Origin of the sequence: Lactococcus termiticola (assembly GCF_003116835.1) — a bacterium.
Classification (GTDB): Bacteria; Bacillota; Bacilli; order Lactobacillales; family Streptococcaceae; genus Lactococcus; species Lactococcus termiticola.
On record NZ_BFFO01000005.1, the window covers coordinates 144,375 to 161,367 of the forward strand.

14 protein-coding genes, 1 tRNA gene and 3 pseudogenes are annotated in these 16,993 nt (G+C 46.6%); 14 read left to right on the forward strand and 4 right to left on the reverse strand.

Annotation, left to right across the window (positions count from 1 at the left end):
* Positions 1-9: 9 nt before the first annotated feature.
* From dtd to ptsP, 11 genes and pseudogenes are all read left to right on the forward strand, one after another.
* Positions 10-459, forward strand: coding sequence for a D-aminoacyl-tRNA deacylase (gene dtd, locus NtB2_RS05190; protein WP_109245881.1), 450 nt, complete (start codon positions 10-12; stop codon positions 457-459).
* The gene (locus NtB2_RS05195; RefSeq protein ID WP_109245882.1) at positions 459-1,421 is read left to right on the forward strand and encodes a TMEM175 family protein; all 963 of its coding nucleotides are present in this window, start codon (positions 459-461) and stop codon (positions 1,419-1,421) included. The genes dtd and NtB2_RS05195 overlap by 1 nt, the downstream gene beginning before the upstream one ends.
* A 4-nt stretch (positions 1,422-1,425) precedes the next feature.
* Positions 1,426-2,043, forward strand: a complete 618-nt coding sequence (locus NtB2_RS05200; RefSeq protein WP_109245883.1) for an HAD family hydrolase — start codon at positions 1,426-1,428, stop codon at positions 2,041-2,043.
* 116 nt (positions 2,044-2,159) lie between these two features.
* Positions 2,160-3,506: an amino acid permease gene (locus NtB2_RS05205; RefSeq protein ID WP_109245884.1), complete on the forward strand. Its 1,347-nt coding sequence runs from the start codon at positions 2,160-2,162 to the stop codon at positions 3,504-3,506.
* A 325-nt stretch (positions 3,507-3,831) separates the two neighbouring features.
* A complete protein-coding gene (locus NtB2_RS05210) occupies positions 3,832-4,452 on the forward strand; it encodes a lysophospholipid acyltransferase family protein (protein ID WP_109245885.1) in 621 nt (206 codons plus the stop codon).
* 98 nt (positions 4,453-4,550) lie between these two features.
* Positions 4,551-6,957 (forward strand): annotated as a pseudogene (gene secA, locus NtB2_RS05215) (preprotein translocase subunit SecA); the annotation flags it as partial.
* Positions 6,958-7,064: 107 nt separating this feature from the next.
* Positions 7,065-7,142 (forward strand): annotated as a pseudogene (locus NtB2_RS08890) (SEC-C metal-binding domain-containing protein); the annotation flags it as partial.
* A gap of 70 nt (positions 7,143-7,212) precedes the next feature.
* Positions 7,213-8,250 (forward strand): 3-deoxy-7-phosphoheptulonate synthase, encoded by a 1,038-nt coding sequence (locus tag NtB2_RS05220; RefSeq protein ID WP_109245887.1) that lies wholly within the window; start codon positions 7,213-7,215, stop codon positions 8,248-8,250.
* 687 nt (positions 8,251-8,937) lie between these two features.
* Complete coding sequence (locus NtB2_RS05225) at positions 8,938-10,470, forward strand: Nramp family divalent metal transporter (RefSeq protein WP_109245888.1); 1,533 nt, start codon at positions 8,938-8,940, stop codon at positions 10,468-10,470.
* Positions 10,471-10,620: 150 nt separating this feature from the next.
* The gene (locus tag NtB2_RS05230) at positions 10,621-10,887 is read left to right on the forward strand and encodes a phosphocarrier protein HPr (protein WP_109245889.1); all 267 of its coding nucleotides are present in this window, start codon (positions 10,621-10,623) and stop codon (positions 10,885-10,887) included.
* The gene (gene ptsP, locus NtB2_RS05235; RefSeq protein ID WP_109245890.1) at positions 10,887-12,614 is read left to right on the forward strand and encodes a phosphoenolpyruvate--protein phosphotransferase; all 1,728 of its coding nucleotides are present in this window, start codon (positions 10,887-10,889) and stop codon (positions 12,612-12,614) included. The genes NtB2_RS05230 and ptsP overlap by 1 nt, the downstream gene beginning before the upstream one ends.
* Positions 12,615-12,755: 141 nt before the next feature.
* Here the strand turns inward: ptsP and NtB2_RS05240 are convergent, their stop codons facing one another.
* From NtB2_RS05240 to NtB2_RS05250, 3 genes are all read right to left on the reverse strand, one after another.
* Entirely contained in the window at positions 12,756-13,094 is a 339-nt protein-coding gene (locus NtB2_RS05240; RefSeq protein WP_225867052.1) for a YbaB/EbfC family nucleoid-associated protein, read from the reverse strand.
* A gap of 49 nt (positions 13,095-13,143) precedes the next feature.
* Positions 13,144-13,229: transfer RNA gene (locus tag NtB2_RS05245), tRNA-Leu, on the reverse strand.
* A gap of 123 nt (positions 13,230-13,352) precedes the next feature.
* A complete protein-coding gene (locus NtB2_RS05250) occupies positions 13,353-14,294 on the reverse strand; it encodes an alpha/beta hydrolase (RefSeq protein ID WP_439956811.1) in 942 nt (313 codons plus the stop codon).
* A gap of 83 nt (positions 14,295-14,377) precedes the next feature.
* Here NtB2_RS05250 and alr point away from each other — a divergent pair, with 83 nt between their 5' ends.
* The 3 genes from alr (at position 14,378) to rpsI (ending at position 16,508) form a co-directional block, all read left to right on the forward strand.
* Positions 14,378-15,505, forward strand: coding sequence for an alanine racemase (gene alr / locus NtB2_RS05255; RefSeq protein WP_165814959.1), 1,128 nt, complete (start codon positions 14,378-14,380; stop codon positions 15,503-15,505).
* Positions 15,506-15,650: 145 nt separating this feature from the next.
* A complete protein-coding gene (gene rplM / locus NtB2_RS05260) occupies positions 15,651-16,097 on the forward strand; it encodes a 50S ribosomal protein L13 (protein WP_109245894.1) in 447 nt (148 codons plus the stop codon).
* A gap of 18 nt (positions 16,098-16,115) precedes the next feature.
* On the forward strand, positions 16,116-16,508 hold the full coding sequence (gene rpsI, locus NtB2_RS05265) for a 30S ribosomal protein S9 (protein ID WP_109245895.1): 393 nt from the start codon (positions 16,116-16,118) through the stop codon (positions 16,506-16,508).
* A 101-nt stretch (positions 16,509-16,609) separates the two neighbouring features.
* Here rpsI and NtB2_RS08815 read toward each other — a convergent pair.
* Positions 16,610-16,867, reverse strand: a pseudogene (locus NtB2_RS08815) (hypothetical protein); the annotation flags it as partial.
* Positions 16,868-16,993 lie beyond the last annotated feature (126 nt).

Consider the following 16,993-nt stretch of genomic DNA (forward strand, 5'->3'; position numbering starts at 1 on the left):
TTTATCAATATGAAAACAGTCATCCAACGCGTCAAAGAAGCCTCTGTCTCCATCGATGGCAAGGTCATCAATCAAATTGGTCCCGGCCTCCTGCTCCTGGTGGGGATCGAGGATGCTGATACTGAAGTTGACCTCGACTACAGCATCCGTAAAATCAGCCAGATGCGGATTTTTTCAGATGAAGTCGGCAAAATGAATCGCTCGATTCAGGACATCCAGGGGGAAATCCTCTCTATTAGCCAGTTTACCCTCTATGCCAATACGAAAAAGGGCAATCGGCCGAGCTTTACCCGGGCTGGCCAGCCTGATTTTGCCCGGCAGATGTATCTTAAATTTGACGAAAAATTAAATGAAATCGTCCCAACCAAGGCAGGTAAATTTGGGGCAGATATGGCGGTCAGTCTGGTCAATGACGGGCCGGTCACGATCATATTGGACACGAAAGAAGGACAGGCCTGATGGAAGAAGATCAATCAAAAGAAATCAAGAATGAACCGAGCGAAGAGGCCATCACTGAAGGCCTTGGTCGGATGATTGGCCAGAGCTTTGGCATGCCGACCAAGTCAGAAGAGCAGAGGCAACGAGAGGCGAAAAAAAGCAGGATGTCGCCCCGCCAGCAACGCAAATATGAAGAGCTAAAACGCAATCCTGAGATGATCCAGGCCAGAAAAGAGCTCCAGGAGGAATTTCTCGCGGCCCATCCCCACTATGCTGAGATGAGCGATGCTGAGTTGATGCGGGAGATGAAGCTCCACGCTGAAGAGGACGACAGGACCCGGAAACGCAAGCTACGTGACCATATTGAGACCTTCTCAGATGGCATGATTGCCATCATCATCACCATCATGCTCCTTGAGATTCCGGTGCCGTCCGAGCATGTCGGCTATCTCGAGTTCATCGAGAGCGTCGGCGTCTTCCTGGTTTCCTTTGTGGTCATTGCCAATTTCTGGTTCAACCGTCATAAGATTTTTGCCCTGACGGAAGAAATCACGGAGAGCATCATCGTCCAAGACTTTATCTTTACTGGCCTTTTGAGCCTGATTCCGATTTTGACCAAGTGGATCATGGTTAATCCGAGCCCTTTTTCAGCCTTGAATTTTGGTGGGGTCCTGATTTTGATTCTGATTTTTCAAGAAGGATTAAGTTATTCGATTACTAAGAGTCATTTCAAGGATATGCCGAAATCCTTCATGTTTTGGCGGAGAATCTGGGCTGGTCGTGTCTTTATGACCCTCCTGCTCAACCTTGTGATCACGGGGATTGCCATTGCAAGTCCCTTCTATGGCCACTGGCTCTTTGTGATTGTCCCAATCTTTTACTTTATCGTCAGATTCTTCAACGACCGCAACAATAAACGGACCTTTGACGAACAACTGGAAAACGGAGAACGGGCAATCGGTGTCCCATATATGAAGGAGTAAGAAAATGAAAAACATCATTTTTGACCTGGGGGCGGTCATCATTGACCTGGACCTGCCAGAGATGAGTCGGCGTTTTGAGTCATTGGGTGTAAAGGATTTTCAAAGTCACTTCAACCTGAATAAGCAGGGCAGGCTCTTTACGGACTTGGAAGAGGGCTTGATTAGTCCAGAGGCCTTCTGCGAGGGACTAAGAGAGCTTTTTAAGATAGAAGCTTCAGACGAAGCCATTATCCAGGCCTGGAATGGCATTTTGACCGACTTTAGGCCAGAGCGGATGGCCCTGCTTGAGCGCCTATCTAAGGACTTTAAGCTCTATCTTTTTAGCAATACCAACAAGATTCACGCCGATTGCTTTGAGGCTTCCTGTCAAAAGACCTGTCATCGAAGTTTACAGTCCTACTTTACAGCGAGCTTTTATTCGCATGATATACACGACCGAAAACCCCGTCTGTCAAGCTTTGAGGCGGTCTGTCAACTTGCTGGCATCAAGGCAGAAGAAACGGTTTTTATCGATGACAATGCCGATAATGTCGCAGGGGCAAGAGAGGCCGGTCTTCAAGCCTATCATCTCCTCTCGCCTGAGACGATTTTAGAGCTCGATTACGAGCAGTGGAAAAAATAAGCTAAACAAGAGCTCCCCGATGGGAGCTTTTTTATTAAAAAAGCAAGTCCTTCCTCTTGAAAATTTTCAGACGATTTGCTAAAATAAATAAAATAATATAGAAATAGGGTGAAACTATGGAAAATGAAGAAAGAAATCGAAAGCTCTCGGGCGCTCTAAAAAGTCGTCATATTGTCATGTTGTCGCTAGGTGGGGCCATTGGCTCTGGGCTTTTCTTGGGCTCTGCCTCTGCGATTGTAGCGGCAGGTCCTGCTGTCCTCCTCTCCTATCTCTTGGCCGGCCTTGCCCTCTATGTCGTCATGTATGGCGTGGGGCGGATGGTCGTCCATGGCGATAGCCAGAGCCGGGAGGCTGGGATGTCAGGCATCATCAAGCCTTATGTTGGTGGAAGATGGGCCCATTTTACCGACTGGGTCTACTGGGCGACCTGGATGGCTGTGCTCATCGCTGAAGAAGCAGGCGTGTCGACCTTTTTGGCCATGCTCTTTCCAGGCGTCCCCCTTTGGGTTTACGCCCTGATTGTGGCTGTCCTCGGGACCGCCATCAACCTTTATTCTGTTAAGGCCTTTGGCGAGACGGAGTACTGGCTGGCCTTTGTTAAAATTTTTGTCATTATTCTTTTGATTGTGGTCGGCCTGGTTCTTCTTGCGACGAATGTCTTTCATATGGGCCTGGGGCCAAGTCTGGGCCACATGACTCAGGAGACCCGCTTTATTCCGCACGGTATTGGTGGGATTCTGAGCTCGCTCTTGATTGTCATCTTCTCATTTGGTGGCTCTGAGCTCGCTGCAGTAACGGTCGCTGAGACGGAAAATCCAAGAGAGACAATCCCTAAGGCCATCCGAGGGATTCTCTTCCGGATTATCAGCTTTTATGTCGTGCCAATTTTTCTCTTCCTTGAGCTCCTGCCATGGAAGCAGGTTTCTGAGGGGACTGCGAGTCCTTTTGCCCTGATTTTTGAGAAGATTGGGATTCCTTATGCTGATAAGATTATTCTTGTCGTGATTATTGTGGCGATTTTCTCAGCCGTCAATTCAGCGATTTATGCGACTTCACGCTCGCTGTACTCACGGGTTCAGCATGCTGAAAATGGCCTGGGCAAGTCGCTTGGTAAGCTCTCTAAAAAGCAGGTGCCGACCAGGGCCATCATGGTTTCGGCTGCAGTCTTGTTTCTGGGGGTAATCCTCTCGGCGATCTTTGGAGATGGTTTCTGGCAGTTTGTGGCAGGCTCAATTTCATTTACGATTACGATTGTCTGGATTATGCTTCTGATTGCTAGTCTTATGATGTACTTCAAACGAAAAGAGACAGCCAATGGCTTTTTGAGGATGGTGACCGTCCTTGTCTTGATTGCCCTGGTGGTCGTCTTGGTCAGCCAAGTCCTGATGAACCCTTGGAGCCTCTCAGTCTTTGCCCTCTTGATCTGCCTGTTGTCCTTCTTTAGCTATCGGCAGACGAAGTGAGGCTTGAGTGTATAGACTTTTATAAAAATAAAAAAGGCGGAACTGCAAAAAAGCTGGGATGCTATCGTGAAATAAGGCAAAGCTGGAGACCGCAGGGCTCTAGCTTTAGGAATGGAAGCCCTTAGGCTTCGCTACCCCCATGCGACTAGTTGCTTTAGCAACTTAGCGAGCGTGGAGAGCGGAGTGGGGGTAACCACGGAGATGGCCTCACGATAGCATCCCGGCTTTTTTTGCAGTGGAGCAACTAAAAACAGGAAAGCCCCAGAGACTAGATAAATTCAACAAATTATTATAAAATAAAAAGACTAAAAATCTTGGAGAAATTATGTTTTATTCATTCTTACGCGGTCTGGTCCGCTTCCTGCTCTTTATCTTTAACGGCAATGCCCACTACCACAATCTGGAGCGCCTGCCTGACCGCTCAGAAAACTACATCCTGGTAGCCCCTCACCGGATGGCCTGGGAGCCGGTCTACTTTGCCTTTGCGACGAGGCCGAAGCAGTTTATCTTTATGGCTAAAAAAGAACTTTTCAAAAACAAGTTTGGAGCCTGGTGGATCCGTAACTGTGGGGCCTTCCCGGTTGACCGTGAAAATCCAAGCATGAAGACCATGAAATATGCCGTCAAGATGCTCAAGGAAAGCGACAAGTCGATGATCATGTTTCCGACAGGCTCCAGGCATTCAGACCAGATGAAGGGTGGCGTGGCCGTCATCGGTAAGCTGGCAAATGTCCGCCTGGTGCCCTGCGTCTATCAAGGGCCGACAGACATAAAAAACATCTTCAAACGCAGGCGGATTGACCTGAACTTTGGCGAGCCGATTGACATCTCAGATGTGAAGAAGGCCAACGAAGAAGGCATCGAGGAAATCAACCGCCGCATGGAAGCGGCCTTTGCCAGCCTCGACCATGAGCTCAACCCCGACTATCACTACGAAGCGAAATAAGGCTGGGAAAATTGAAAAGACCGGCCTTTTGTGCTATAATCAAAGGGACTAACGACTGAATTGTCTAGGAGGAAGGGCCTGAATTAGGCCTATAAAATATGCCAAATTTTATTAGAAGTATCGTTGAAAACGACAAAAAAGAGCTCAGAAAACTGGACCGGATGGCCCAAAAGGTGGAAAGCTACGCAGATGCCATGGCCGCACTTTCTGATGAAGAGCTCAAAGCCAAGACGCCTGAACTCAAGGCTCGTGTGGCGAATGGAGAATCCCTCGATGACCTGCTCTACGAGGCTTTTGCGGTTTGTCGTGAAGCCGCAAAACGGGTGCTTGGCCTCTATCCATTCCATGTCCAAATCATGGGTGGGATTGTCCTCCATAACGGTGACGTCCCTGAAATGCGGACCGGTGAAGGGAAGACACTGACAGCGACCATGCCTGTCTACCTCAACGCCTTATCCGGCGAAGGGGTCCACGTGGTCACCGTCAATGAGTACCTGTCGACTCGTGACGCAACAGAGATGGGCGAGCTCTACAACTGGCTGGGCCTGACGGTTGGTCTTAACCTCAACTCTAAGTCATCTGAAGAGAAGCGTGAAGCCTACAACTGTGACATCACTTATTCTACTTCTGCTGAACTTGGCTTTGACTATCTGCGTGACAACATGGTCACCCGCTATGAAGAAATGACCCAGCGTCCGCTCAATTACGCACTGGTCGATGAGGTCGACTCTATCCTGGTCGATGAGGCCCGTACACCATTGATTATCTCAGGTCAGGCAGAAAGTTCATCAGCCCTCTACTACCGGGCTGATCAGTTTGCCAAGACCCTGCATGGTCAGAATCTCAATATCGTCGACAGCGACTATGAAGAAGGCGACGACTATAAGATTGACCTGCAATCTAAGACCATTGGCCTGACTGAAGAAGGGATTGACAAGGCCGAGAAATTCTTTGACATTGACAATCTTTACGCCATGGAAAACGTGGCTTTGACACACTTTATTGACAATGCCCTGCGGGCTAATTTCATCATGTTGACAGACATCGACTACATGGTGGATGAAAATCAAGAAGTCCTGATCATTGACCAGTTTACAGGGCGTACCATGCCAGGACGTCGTTATTCTGACGGCCTCCACCAGGCGATTGAAGCCAAGATGGGCGTGCCGATTCAGGATGAATCAAAGACCATGGCCTCAATCACTATCCAGAACTACTTCCGGATGTACAAGAAGCTCTCAGGGATGACGGGTACCGCCAAGACCGAAGAGCAGGAATTCCGTGAGATTTACAACATCCAAATCACGCCAATTCCGACCAATAAGCCCATCAAGCGGATGGACCACCCAGACCTACTTTATCCAACGTTGGAGTCTAAGTTCAAGGCTGTGATTGAAGACATCAAGACCCGCCATGCCGAAGGTCAGCCAATCCTGATTGGTACGGTTGCTGTCGAGACTTCTGAGTTGATTTCTCAAAAGCTGGTCGAAGCGAAAATTCCTCACGAGGTCTTGAACGCCAAGAACCACTTCCGTGAAGCTCAAATCATCATGAATGCCGGACAACAAGGAGCCGTAACCATTGCGACCAATATGGCCGGACGTGGTACCGACATCAAGCTTGGCCCTGGTGTCGTTGACCATCCAAACGAAGAATATCAAGGGCTCGCCGTCATCGGTACTGAACGCCACGAAAGCCGTCGTATCGACAACCAGCTCCGTGGCCGTGCCGGCCGTCAAGGGGACCCAGGGACATCGCAATTTTACCTGTCCCTCGAAGATGAGCTGATGAAGCGTTTTGGCTCAGAGCGGGTCACTGCCTTCCTTGACCGGATGCGACTCGAAGGCGAAGACGCGGTCATCCGGTCTGGCCTGATTACCCGACAGATTGAGTCTTCTCAAAAGCGGGTCGAAGGGAACAACTACGACTCTCGTAAGCAGGTCCTCCAGTATGACGACGTCATCCGTGAACAGCGAGAAGTCATCTATGCCCAGCGTTTTGAAGTTATCAAGTCAGATCGCGACCTGACGCCTGAGCTCATGGGCATGTTCAAGCGGACGATTGATCGCCAGATTGATGCCCACGCGGCTGCAGGTGACCTGAACAAGGAAGAAACCATCAAAGACCTCTTTGTCTGGGTGGAAAGCTCACTCCTGCCTGATAAGGCCATCACTCCGGATGACCTGGCTGGCAAGGATGCTGAAAGCTTAAAGAGCTTCCTCTTTGACAAGGTCAAGGAAAATTACGGCCGTCAGATGGAAAAACTCGTTGACCCAGAACGTCAGTTGGAATTCCAGCGGGCTGTCATTCTCCGGGTGGTTGACAACAACTGGTCTGAGCACATCGACGCCCTTGACAACATGCGTCAGTCAGTCGGCTTGCGTGGTTACGCACAAAATAATCCGATCGTTGAATACCAGCAAGAATCTTACCGGATGTTCAACAACATGATTGGTGCGATTGAATTTGAAGTGACCCGTCTGATGATGAAGGCCCAAATCAATCCGCAAACGGCTGTCGAAGCAGAACGTCCAAAGACCGTACTGACGGCTTCACAAGAAAACATGACGGATGTCAACCAAGAAGAATCAGCTTCTGAGCTTGACTTTAGCAATGTCGGTCGTAATGACTTTTGTCCTTGTGGCTCTGGCAAGAAATTCAAGAACTGCCACGGCCGTCATGCCCTCTAATACTAATAAATAACAATCACAGGTCCGCATTTGCCGGCCTGTTTGATTTTAACTAAAGGAACATCTATATATGGCATTTAAGGAAATCTCTCCTCGTATTAATATTCCAGAAATCAAGGCCCTGAGCCAGCTGGATGAGGACCAAAAGCTCAAAAAAGCAGCCCGAGACCAGGAACTTGAAGCCATCATCAAGGGAGAGGATGACCGGCTCTTGCTCATCATCGGCCCCTGCTCATCTGACAACGAAGAAGCGGTGCTCGAATACGCCCGCCGTCTGGCCAAGCTCCAGGAGGAAATCAGCGACAGGGTCTTTATCGTCATGCGGGCCTATACGGCCAAGCCCAGAACCAACGGCGACGGCTACAAAGGCCTCATGCATGAGCCAGATGCTGACGGCCGGGTCGACCTGATCAACGGCATCAAGGCTGTACGCAGGCTTCATTATCGGATTTTCACAGAGACAGGCCTTACGACGGCCGACGAGATGCTCTATCCGGAAAATCAGATCCTGGTCGATGACCTGGTTTCTTACATCGCTGTCGGTGCCCGCTCGGTCGAGGACCAGCAACACCGCTTTATGGCCTCAGGCATTGCAGGGCCGGTTGGCATGAAAAATCCGACCTCTGGCAATATCAAGGTCCTGCTCAATTCAATCTACGCTGCCCAGCAGTCCCAGCACTTTCTCTTTGATTTTTCTGAGGTCGAGACTTCAGGCAATCCAATGGCCCACGCTATCTTGAGGGGCGGGACCAATGCCTACGGGAAGAATGAGCCGAATTATTATATTGACAATCTACTCGAGACCATGGACATGTATGATGAAATGGCCCTCAAACACCCCTTTATCGTCATTGACACCAACCATGACAACTCCGGCAAAAAGTACATGGAGCAAATCCGGATTGTCCGCCAGACCCTGATTAACCGGGCCTGGAATCCCGAAATCCGTAAGACCGTCCGAGGCTTTATGATTGAGTCCTATCTGGAAGATGGCCGTCAGGAGAGCCCAGAAATCTTTGGTAAGTCGATTACCGACCCCTGCCTGGGCTGGGAGAAGACAGAGAGCCTCTTGCGGGAGATTCATGAGAGTTTGGGACGGGAGAACTGAGGGCTAGTATAGGATGGTTCCGTTCCGGAAGTCTTGCCAAAACACTGTGAGGCCGCAAGCGAATGCTCTGCGTTCCATTGCTAGATGTCGAGCCCTTCGGTCTCGACATCTGCCTATTTCACGGTGTTTTGGCAAGACTTCCTCCACTACACATGTGGAGGCTGGCTCAGTTCTTTCTCTAGCAGATAGTTCTGGCAAATCCACCTCGAGCAGAAAAGCATAAAACAACAGTAGTACAGGCACGAATGAAGTGTAAGAAATCCGGAAAAGACATCGTGGCATAAGGCAAATCATAAGACCCAAAGGGGCTTATGATTTAGGCATGGAAGTCAACGGCTTCACTGCCGGCCCCACAATGTCTTTTCCGGATTTCTGGAACGGAATGAACCAACATCAGAACGACAAAAAAACAGCAGGACCCCCCTGCTGTTTTTTCAATTCCAATCCTTTACTTTTCCCGAAAAAGAAGCTACAATAAAACCATCAGAAATCCCGTCCCTAGGGCGTCTTCGGTTAAAATGTGACACAATTTAATTCCTTCTCTTTTGATTCTAAAAGGCTCAGGATTCAAAGCATCTAAAACAGAGATGTCAAGGAAGAAAGACAAAAAAGCTTATCTGGCCTGCCAGACAGGGCTTTTTATCGACGCTTCTTGAGCCTGATTCACTCAATCAAGAAAGGAAAAACATGTCTTCTCATATCAGTATCCCAGCAAAGCCCGATAAGACCAGGCTTTCGCTGGAAGAAATCAACAATACTATCCCCGTGCCTGAAAAATCAGGCTTCTGGCGGACCCTCTTTGCCTACTCGGGGCCGGGTGCCCTGGTGGCTGTCGGCTATATGGACCCGGGCAACTGGTCGACCTCTATCACGGGCGGGCAAAACTTCCAGTACCTGCTCATGTCCATCATCCTCATGTCCAGCCTGATTGCTATGCTCCTCCAGTATATGTCAGCCAAGCTCGGTATCGTTTCCCAGCAGGACCTGGCCCAAGCCATCCGCTCACGGACCAGCAAGCCCTTGGCCCTGGTTCTCTGGGTCATCACAGAGCTGGCCATCATGGCGACCGATGTGGCCGAGGTTATCGGCGGAGCCATCGCCCTCTACCTCCTCTTTCATATCCCGCTGGTGCTCGCCGTCTTCATCACAGTCTTTGACGTCCTCCTCCTTCTGGTTCTGACCAGGATTGGTTTTCGGAAAATCGAGGCCATCGTGGTCGCCCTGATTTTAGTCATCCTCGTCGTCTTTGCCTACCAGGTGGCCTTGTCTAATCCAGACTGGTCAGCGGTCGCCAGTGGCCTCATTCCTAGACCTGAAGCCTTTGACAGCCAGCACATGGTCAATGGCTCGACTGCCCTGACCGGCTCCCTCGGCATTATCGGTGCGACCGTCATGCCTCACAACCTCTACCTGCATTCATCATTGACCCAGAGTCGCCAGTTTGACCGCAAGAAAAAAGAGGCCATCCAAAAGGCCATCCGCTTTTCGACCTGGGACAGCAATATCCAGCTCTCGGTCGCCTTTGTGGTCAATGCCCTCCTTTTGATTATGGGGGTGGCCGTCTTTAAGAGCGGTCAGGTCAGCGACCCTTCCTTTTTCGGCCTCTTTGATGCCCTATCCAGACCAGAAGTCTTGTCAAACGGGGTCTTAGAAGGACTTGCCAAGACAGGTGTCCTTTCGACCCTCTTTGCCGTTGCCCTCCTGGCCTCTGGACAAAATTCAACCATCACAGGAACACTGACCGGCCAAATTGTCATGGAGGGCTTCCTGCATTTGAAGTTACCACTTTGGCTGAGACGACTGGTCACCCGCTTGCTCTCGCTGATTCCAGTGCTTTTAGCCGTCGTCTTGACCCGCTCAGAAAATGTCGAGCAACAGCACCAGGCCATAAACATGCTTCTGAACAACTCCCAGGTCTTCCTGGCCTTCGCTCTTCCCTTTTCTATGCTCCCCTTGCTTATGATGACCAACAGCAGGCGAATGATGGGCGACTTCAAAAACAAGCTCCTGGTCCAGGTGCTTGGCTGGCTCTCGGTTGCCTCCTTGATTGGTCTGAATATCTTAGGACTCCCTGACCAGATAGAGGACTTCTTTAGCGAGGGGCAGAAGCTCTTGGCTGACGGCTTGGCCTATGCCATCATTGCGGGTATTCTTCTATTATTAGCCTGGACCCTGCTCGAATTTTACAAGCATAACCGGCAGATGACAGTGGAAAATTAAGCTTGCTTAAAGTTGCTTTGAGGCCTGATAGAAAGCCGTTAAACATTGCAATAAAAAATTCTTGCAAACCTTTTCACTTTGTGATAGAATTAACGGGTAAAAGGTAGGAGACTCTACCCTAAAAATTGCAAAAAATTAAGGAGACCAATCATGGCATCTAAATCATTCCACGTTGTTGCAGAAACTGGTATTCACGCACGCCCAGCTACATTGCTCGTGCAAACAGCTTCAAAATTCACTTCAGAAATTAACCTTGAATACAAAGGTAAATCTGTAAACCTTAAATCTATCATGGGCGTTATGTCACTCGGTGTTGGCCAAGGTGCAGACGTTACAATCTCTGCTGAAGGTGCAGACGCTGACGAAGCGCTTGCAACTATCGGTGAAACAATGGTTAAGGAAGGTCTTGCTGAATAATGTCAAATATGCTTAAAGGTATCGCTGCATCATCAGGTGTAGCCGTAGCTAAGGCATACTTGCTTGTCCAACCAGACTTGTCTTTCGAGACAAAGACTGTTGAAAACACAGACAATGAAGAAGCTCGCCTTGATGCAGCCCTCGCTGCTAGTACAAGCGAGCTTCAAATCATTAAGGACAAAGCAGTAGCTAGCCTTGGAGAAGAAGCCGCATCAGTATTCGATGCTCACATGATGGTTCTTGCTGACCCAGAAATGACTGGTCAAATCAAAGAAACAATCCGTGCGAAAAAAGAAAATGCTGAACCAGCCCTCAAAGAAGTGACAGATATGTTTATCTCTATCTTCGAAGGGATGGAAGACAATGCCTACATGCAAGAACGTGCAGCGGATATCCGCGACGTGACAAAACGCGTGATGGCAAATCTTTTGGGTGTTAAATTGCCTAGCCCAGCTTTGATTGACGAAGAAGTGATCATCGTTGCTGAAGACTTGACACCTTCTGATACTGCTCAGTTGGATAAGAAATTCGTCAAAGCCTTTGTTACAAACATCGGTGGACGGACTTCTCACTCAGCTATCATGGCCCGTACTTTGGAAATCCCTGCTGTACTTGGTACAAACAACATCACTGAACTCGTTAATGAAGGTCAACTTTTGGCTGTTAACGGAATCACTGGTGATGTGATCATCGAACCAAGTCCAGAAGAACAAGCTGAATTCCATAAAGCTGGCGAAGCTTATGCGGCACAAAAAGCAGAATGGGCAGCATTGAAAGATGCTGAAACAGTCACTGCTGACGGACGTCACTTCGAGCTTGCAGCTAACATCGGTACACCTAAAGACGTTGAGGGTGTTAACGAAAACGGTGGGGAAGCTGTCGGTCTTTACCGTACAGAGTTCCTTTACATGGATTCACAAGATTTCCCAACAGAAGACGATCAATACGAAGCTTACAAGGCTGTACTTGAAGGCATGAATGGTAAACCCGTCGTTGTTCGTACCATGGACATCGGTGGTGACAAGACATTGCCTTACTTCGATCTTCCAGAAGAAATGAACCCATTCCTCGGATGGCGTGCATTGCGTATCTCACTTTCTACAAGTGGTGATGCCATGTTCCGTACTCAGTTGCGTGCCCTCTTGCGTGCTTCTGTCCATGGTCGTCTTCGTATCATGTTCCCTATGGTAGCTTTGGTCAATGAATTCCGTGCTGCTAAGAAGATTTACGAAGAAGAAAAAGCAAAATTAATTGCTGAAGGTGTTGCCGTTGCAGACAACATCGAAGTGGGTATCATGATTGAAATCCCTGCAGCAGCAATGCTTGCTGACCAATTCGCTAAAGAAGTTGACTTCATGTCAATCGGTACAAATGACCTCATTCAATACTCAATGGCTGCAGACCGTATGAACGAACAAGTCTCATACCTCTACCAACCATACAACCCATCTATCTTGCGTTTGGTAAACAACGTTGTTAAAGCCGCTCACGCAGAAGGTAAATGGGCTGGGATGTGTGGTGAAATGGCCGGCGACCAAACAGCCGTACCGCTTCTTATGGGTATCGGACTTGACGAATTCTCAATGTCAGCCACTTCAATTCTCCAAACACGTTCACTCATGAAACGTTTGGACTCTAAGAAGATGGAAGAGCTTTCTAACAAAGCTTTGACAGAATGTGCAACAATGGAAGAAGTTGTGGCATTGGTTGAAGAATATACTAAATAAGTATGATGAAAACAGGTTTTTGGCCTGTTTTTTTCGGATTGAGCTCCCCTTCACTTGCAGGAAGGCCCACAGTAAAGTCGCCCTTTTCTTGTTGCGAAATGAACTAAAGAAAAAAGCCCCCACAACTGGAAGCTAAAATTCTTAGAAAGGCAATCCCTTAGTAAACTTACCAAGCTTTTGCTCGGTCTCTTTTTCAATCTGAGTCAGGCCATCGTTAACGGCATCCGCAATCATTTCTTGCAAAGTTTCTGGATCTTCAGGGTCAATCAAGTCACTGTTGATGTTGAGTTTTGTCAGCTTGCGGTCGCCGGTAAATTCAGCAGTCACCAAGTCTTGGGCTGACTTGCCTAGGAAAGTGCTATTTGCGATTTCCTCTTGAGAAGCAGCCATTTGCTTTTGAAGCTTTTGGGCTTGCTTCATCATGTTTTGCATATTCATCATGATAGATTTACCTCTTTTAAAATGTAGTTCGTGTTCTATTTTACCATAAATTTGCTAACAAAAAAACTCGTTATCCGAGTTTGATTTATGCGGAAGGCGGGACTTGAACCCGCACCAAGAAAATTCCCGACAGGATCCTTAATCCTGCGCGTCTGCCAATTCCGCCACTTCCGCGAATTGCTACTCAAATATAAGATCATTTTACAGTGATTTTTGCAAGTATCAGTGATATGAGGATGAAAAAATTTTTTGACAGAACTGTCAAAAAAATCTGCCAGATTTGACAGATTTTTTTATTTATTTGACAGGATTATATTTCATCATAAACTTGCTAACTGTTGAGCGATATAATGTTGGGTCAGTTTCAAATGACCGTGCGTGTGCGGCGCCTTTGACAATCAAAAGTTCTTTTGGTGTGCCTTTTTTGACAGCTTTGTAATTTTCATAAACCATCTTTGTTGGGACATAAGTGTCCGTCCCGCCATGAATTAGGAGGATTGGCAACTTATCTTTTGCGAGCGCTGAAGTCGAACTTGCCTGTTGGAAAAACCAACCTTGACGAATGGCATTTTCGGCTGAAACACTGTAAACAATAGGGAAAGCAGGTACATGATAACCGCTCCAACCTTGATAAGTAATCTCGCTCCAAACACTGCTATATCCACAATCTTCGATGATATTTTTGACAGAACTTGGTAAATCAGGCTGGTCAGAAGCCATCATCACAGTCGCAGCTCCCATTGACAAACCAAACAAAGTGATATGAACTTGAGAATTTTGTTGCGTCAGCATTTTTGCCCAAGCGATAACATCTGTTTTATCCTTGTAACCATAACTGATGAATTTACCTTGAGAATCGCCAGCAGCTCGATTATCTGGCATCAAAACATTGTAGCCCAGCTGATGGAAAAGCTCTCCATATTGACGCATCGCAGATTTATCTTGTCGAAAACCATGCACAACGATAACTGTTTTATTCGTTGCTACAGTAGCAGGAACGTACCAAGCATCAAGTTTTAATCCACCATTTTTGATTGTTTCTGTTTTTACAGACAATTTGTCAAAATCTTGTACAAGATGATAATTTTTACTTACGGTTGCTACCTGCGTGACAGGACTGTCATTGCGAATACAAGCTACTTTATAAAAATATAAAGTTACTCCAACATCAATAATCACAAGCGCTACAAAGATTCCAATAATCCAGCGCAAAAAATGTTTTTTCTTATTTTTCATGATGAAGTTCATTATACACAAAAAGCCTTGCCATGTCTAATTATTTTTATCATCAAATATTTTTAAAAATGAGTTATAATAAAAAGATGAAATTAACACGACCAACCTGGCTAGAAATTGACTTAGAAGCAATTTCCCAAAATGCTAAAACTCTCATGAAATGGACAAAAGCACGTGAAATGATTGCCGTTCTTAAAGCAAATGCTTATGGACACGGCGCTCCAGAAGTTGCCCTGAAACTTTATGAAGATAATCAAGTTCGCCGTTTTGCTGTCGCCACTATTGATGAAGGAATTCAGCTGCGTCAAATTTTACCAAGTGATACAGAAATTTTACTGCTATCTGTCCAAGAAGCAAGCCAAGCCCCATTGATGTTAGATTATCAGCTCACACCAACGATTGACAATTTGGACTGGCTGAAGTCCGCAGAAACTCAATTATTTTTTGACAGAACTGTCAAAAAATTTTCTGTCCAAATTGCCATTGATACAGGTATGGCACGTATTGGAGTACAAAATATCCAACAATTGACAGAGCTATATCAGTATATCCAACACAGCAAAAACTTAGAATTAACAGGTGTTTACACACATTTTGCCACAGCAGACGAAAAAAAATCTGACCAGTATTTTCTCAAACAAAAAGAACAATTTATAAAAATGGTGCAACAAGCACAAATTCCCTCCAATTATTGGCATCTCGCAAACTCACCAGCTTCAGTCTGGCACAAAGACGAACTTCCAATGGACATTATCCGCATAGGAAATGCTCTCTACGGTTACAATATGTCCGACTTGACAGACCTACCAGATGGCTTAATTTTACAACCATCATTTACTTGGAAAACACGGATAATCTCAGTGCGCAAGCTCCAGCCTGGCATGAGCGTCTCCTACGGTGCAACATTCACAGCACAGCAAGAAATGTGGCTAGGCACATTGCCAATTGGCTACGCAGATGGTTTTCGTAGAAGTTTTCAAGGAGGAAAAGTTCTAGTAAATGGCGAGTTTCAAGAAATTATCGGACGAATTTCAATGGACCAAGCTCTCATCGCTCTCCCAGAAAAAGTAGCACTTGGCACAGAAGTAACGATAATCGGCAAAGAGCATGAACATCAAATAAACCTAGAAGATTGGGCGAAAAAAGCCAACATGATTGGCGCAGAAATTATTCTCGGCATTTCTCCGCGAGTTCTCAGGATTTATAAAAAATAATACTTGACAAATGAAGCAAAAATATGCTATCAAGATAAACGGTATTGTTTACCCCATTTTTGTGGCCCCGGAAACCCAAAAATATCTTGACAGCTAAGGAATGGCTGCCTGTAAACAAATTCTAGTAAAAGGAAAAACAACTAAAATGATGAAAACAACATTCATGGCTAACGCTCAAAACGTTGACCGCAAATGGTACGTTGTTGATGCGACTGATGTTCCTCTTGGACGTTTGTCAGCAGTAGTTGCTAGCGTACTTCGCGGCAAAAACAAGCCAACATACACACCTCACACAGATACAGGCGATTTCGTAATCGTTATTAACGCTGAAAAAATCAAATTAACTGGTAAAAAAGCAACAGATAAGATTTATTACAAACACAGCCTTTACCCTGGTGGATTGACTTCTATCACAGCTGGTGAACTCCGTGATAAAAATGCTGTTCGTTTGATTGAAAAATCAGTTAAAGGAATGCTTCCACACAACACTTTGGGACGTGCTCAAGGCATGAAACTTAAAGTATTTGTAGGAGCAGAACACACACACGCAGCACAACAACCTGAAGTGCTTGACATCTCAGGACTTATCTAATAGGGGGAAACGAACAAAATGGCACAAGTACAATATGCCGGCACAGGCCGTCGTAAAAACTCAGTTGCACGTGTACGTCTCGTACCCGGCACTGGTAAAATCACTGTAAATAACCGCGATGTAGAAAACTACATTCCACACGCAGATATGCGTTTGGTTATCAACCAACCATTTGCAGCTACACAAACTGAAGGTGCTTACGATACACTCGTAAACGTCAACGGTGGTGGTGTATCTGGACAAGCAGGAGCTATCCGTCATGGTATCGCTCGTGCATTGCTCGAAGTTGACCCAGACTTCCGTGGAGCATTGAAACGCGCAGGTCTCTTGACTCGTGACGCTCGTATGGTTGAACGTAAAAAAGCCGGACTCAAAAAAGCCCGCAAAGCATCACAATTCTCAAAACGTTAATCAGAACCGCTCTGTATCAACGTTTGTGGCTGTTTCTGGTGCAATCTTGGTGCAATTTGGCTCGTTAAGCCAGTTATATCAAGGAGTTCCAGACACACAAATTATTCTGATAAAGAATTCAAAAAATCTAAAGCATCGGCATCCTGCTGGTGCTTTTTTTCTGGCATTAAAGTCAAGTAATAATTTTGTGTGGTTTGAATGTTTGAATGACCGAGGCGTTGGCTGACAAGTAATAAGTGAACTTTCGTAGAGCGACCTAATAGAGCAATTTGAGCAAGTAGCGAAAAGAATGCGTCTTTAATTGCTTTATTGACTCCTTCGGAAATCGCAAGTACCTCATCGATTACAATTGTGAGATGTGACATTAAGTCAAGAAACTGGACACCAAAATGGGTAAATTACCTTTCTGCCTATGCGGCTAATTTTTGTTGTTTATGTTCAAATTCATTGGGCGTTAAATAATTGAGCCCTTGATGAATCCGATT

Bases quoted from the DNA above. Each gene is read 5' to 3' on its own strand.
- NtB2_RS05230 (WP_109245889.1), top strand. From the start codon at position 10,621: ATGGCATCTAAATCATTCCACGTTGTTGCAGAAACTGGTATTCACGCA.
- NtB2_RS05225 (WP_109245888.1), top strand. From the start codon at position 8,938: ATGTCTTCTCATATCAGTATCCCAGCAAAGCCCGATAAGACCAGGCTT.
- NtB2_RS05210 (WP_109245885.1), top strand. From the start codon at position 3,832: ATGTTTTATTCATTCTTACGCGGTCTGGTCCGCTTCCTGCTCTTTATC.
- NtB2_RS05220 (WP_109245887.1), top strand. From the start codon at position 7,213: ATGGCATTTAAGGAAATCTCTCCTCGTATTAATATTCCAGAAATCAAG.
- rpsI (WP_109245895.1), top strand. From the start codon at position 16,116: ATGGCACAAGTACAATATGCCGGCACAGGCCGTCGTAAAAACTCAGTT.
- NtB2_RS05205 (WP_109245884.1), top strand. From the start codon at position 2,160: ATGGAAAATGAAGAAAGAAATCGAAAGCTCTCGGGCGCTCTAAAAAGT.
- ptsP (WP_109245890.1), top strand. From the start codon at position 10,887: ATGTCAAATATGCTTAAAGGTATCGCTGCATCATCAGGTGTAGCCGTA.
- NtB2_RS05195 (WP_109245882.1), top strand. From the start codon at position 459: ATGGAAGAAGATCAATCAAAAGAAATCAAGAATGAACCGAGCGAAGAG.
- alr (WP_165814959.1), top strand. From the start codon at position 14,378: ATGAAATTAACACGACCAACCTGGCTAGAAATTGACTTAGAAGCAATT.
- dtd (WP_109245881.1), top strand. From the start codon at position 10: ATGAAAACAGTCATCCAACGCGTCAAAGAAGCCTCTGTCTCCATCGAT.
- NtB2_RS05200 (WP_109245883.1), top strand. From the start codon at position 1,426: ATGAAAAACATCATTTTTGACCTGGGGGCGGTCATCATTGACCTGGAC.
- rplM (WP_109245894.1), top strand. From the start codon at position 15,651: ATGATGAAAACAACATTCATGGCTAACGCTCAAAACGTTGACCGCAAA.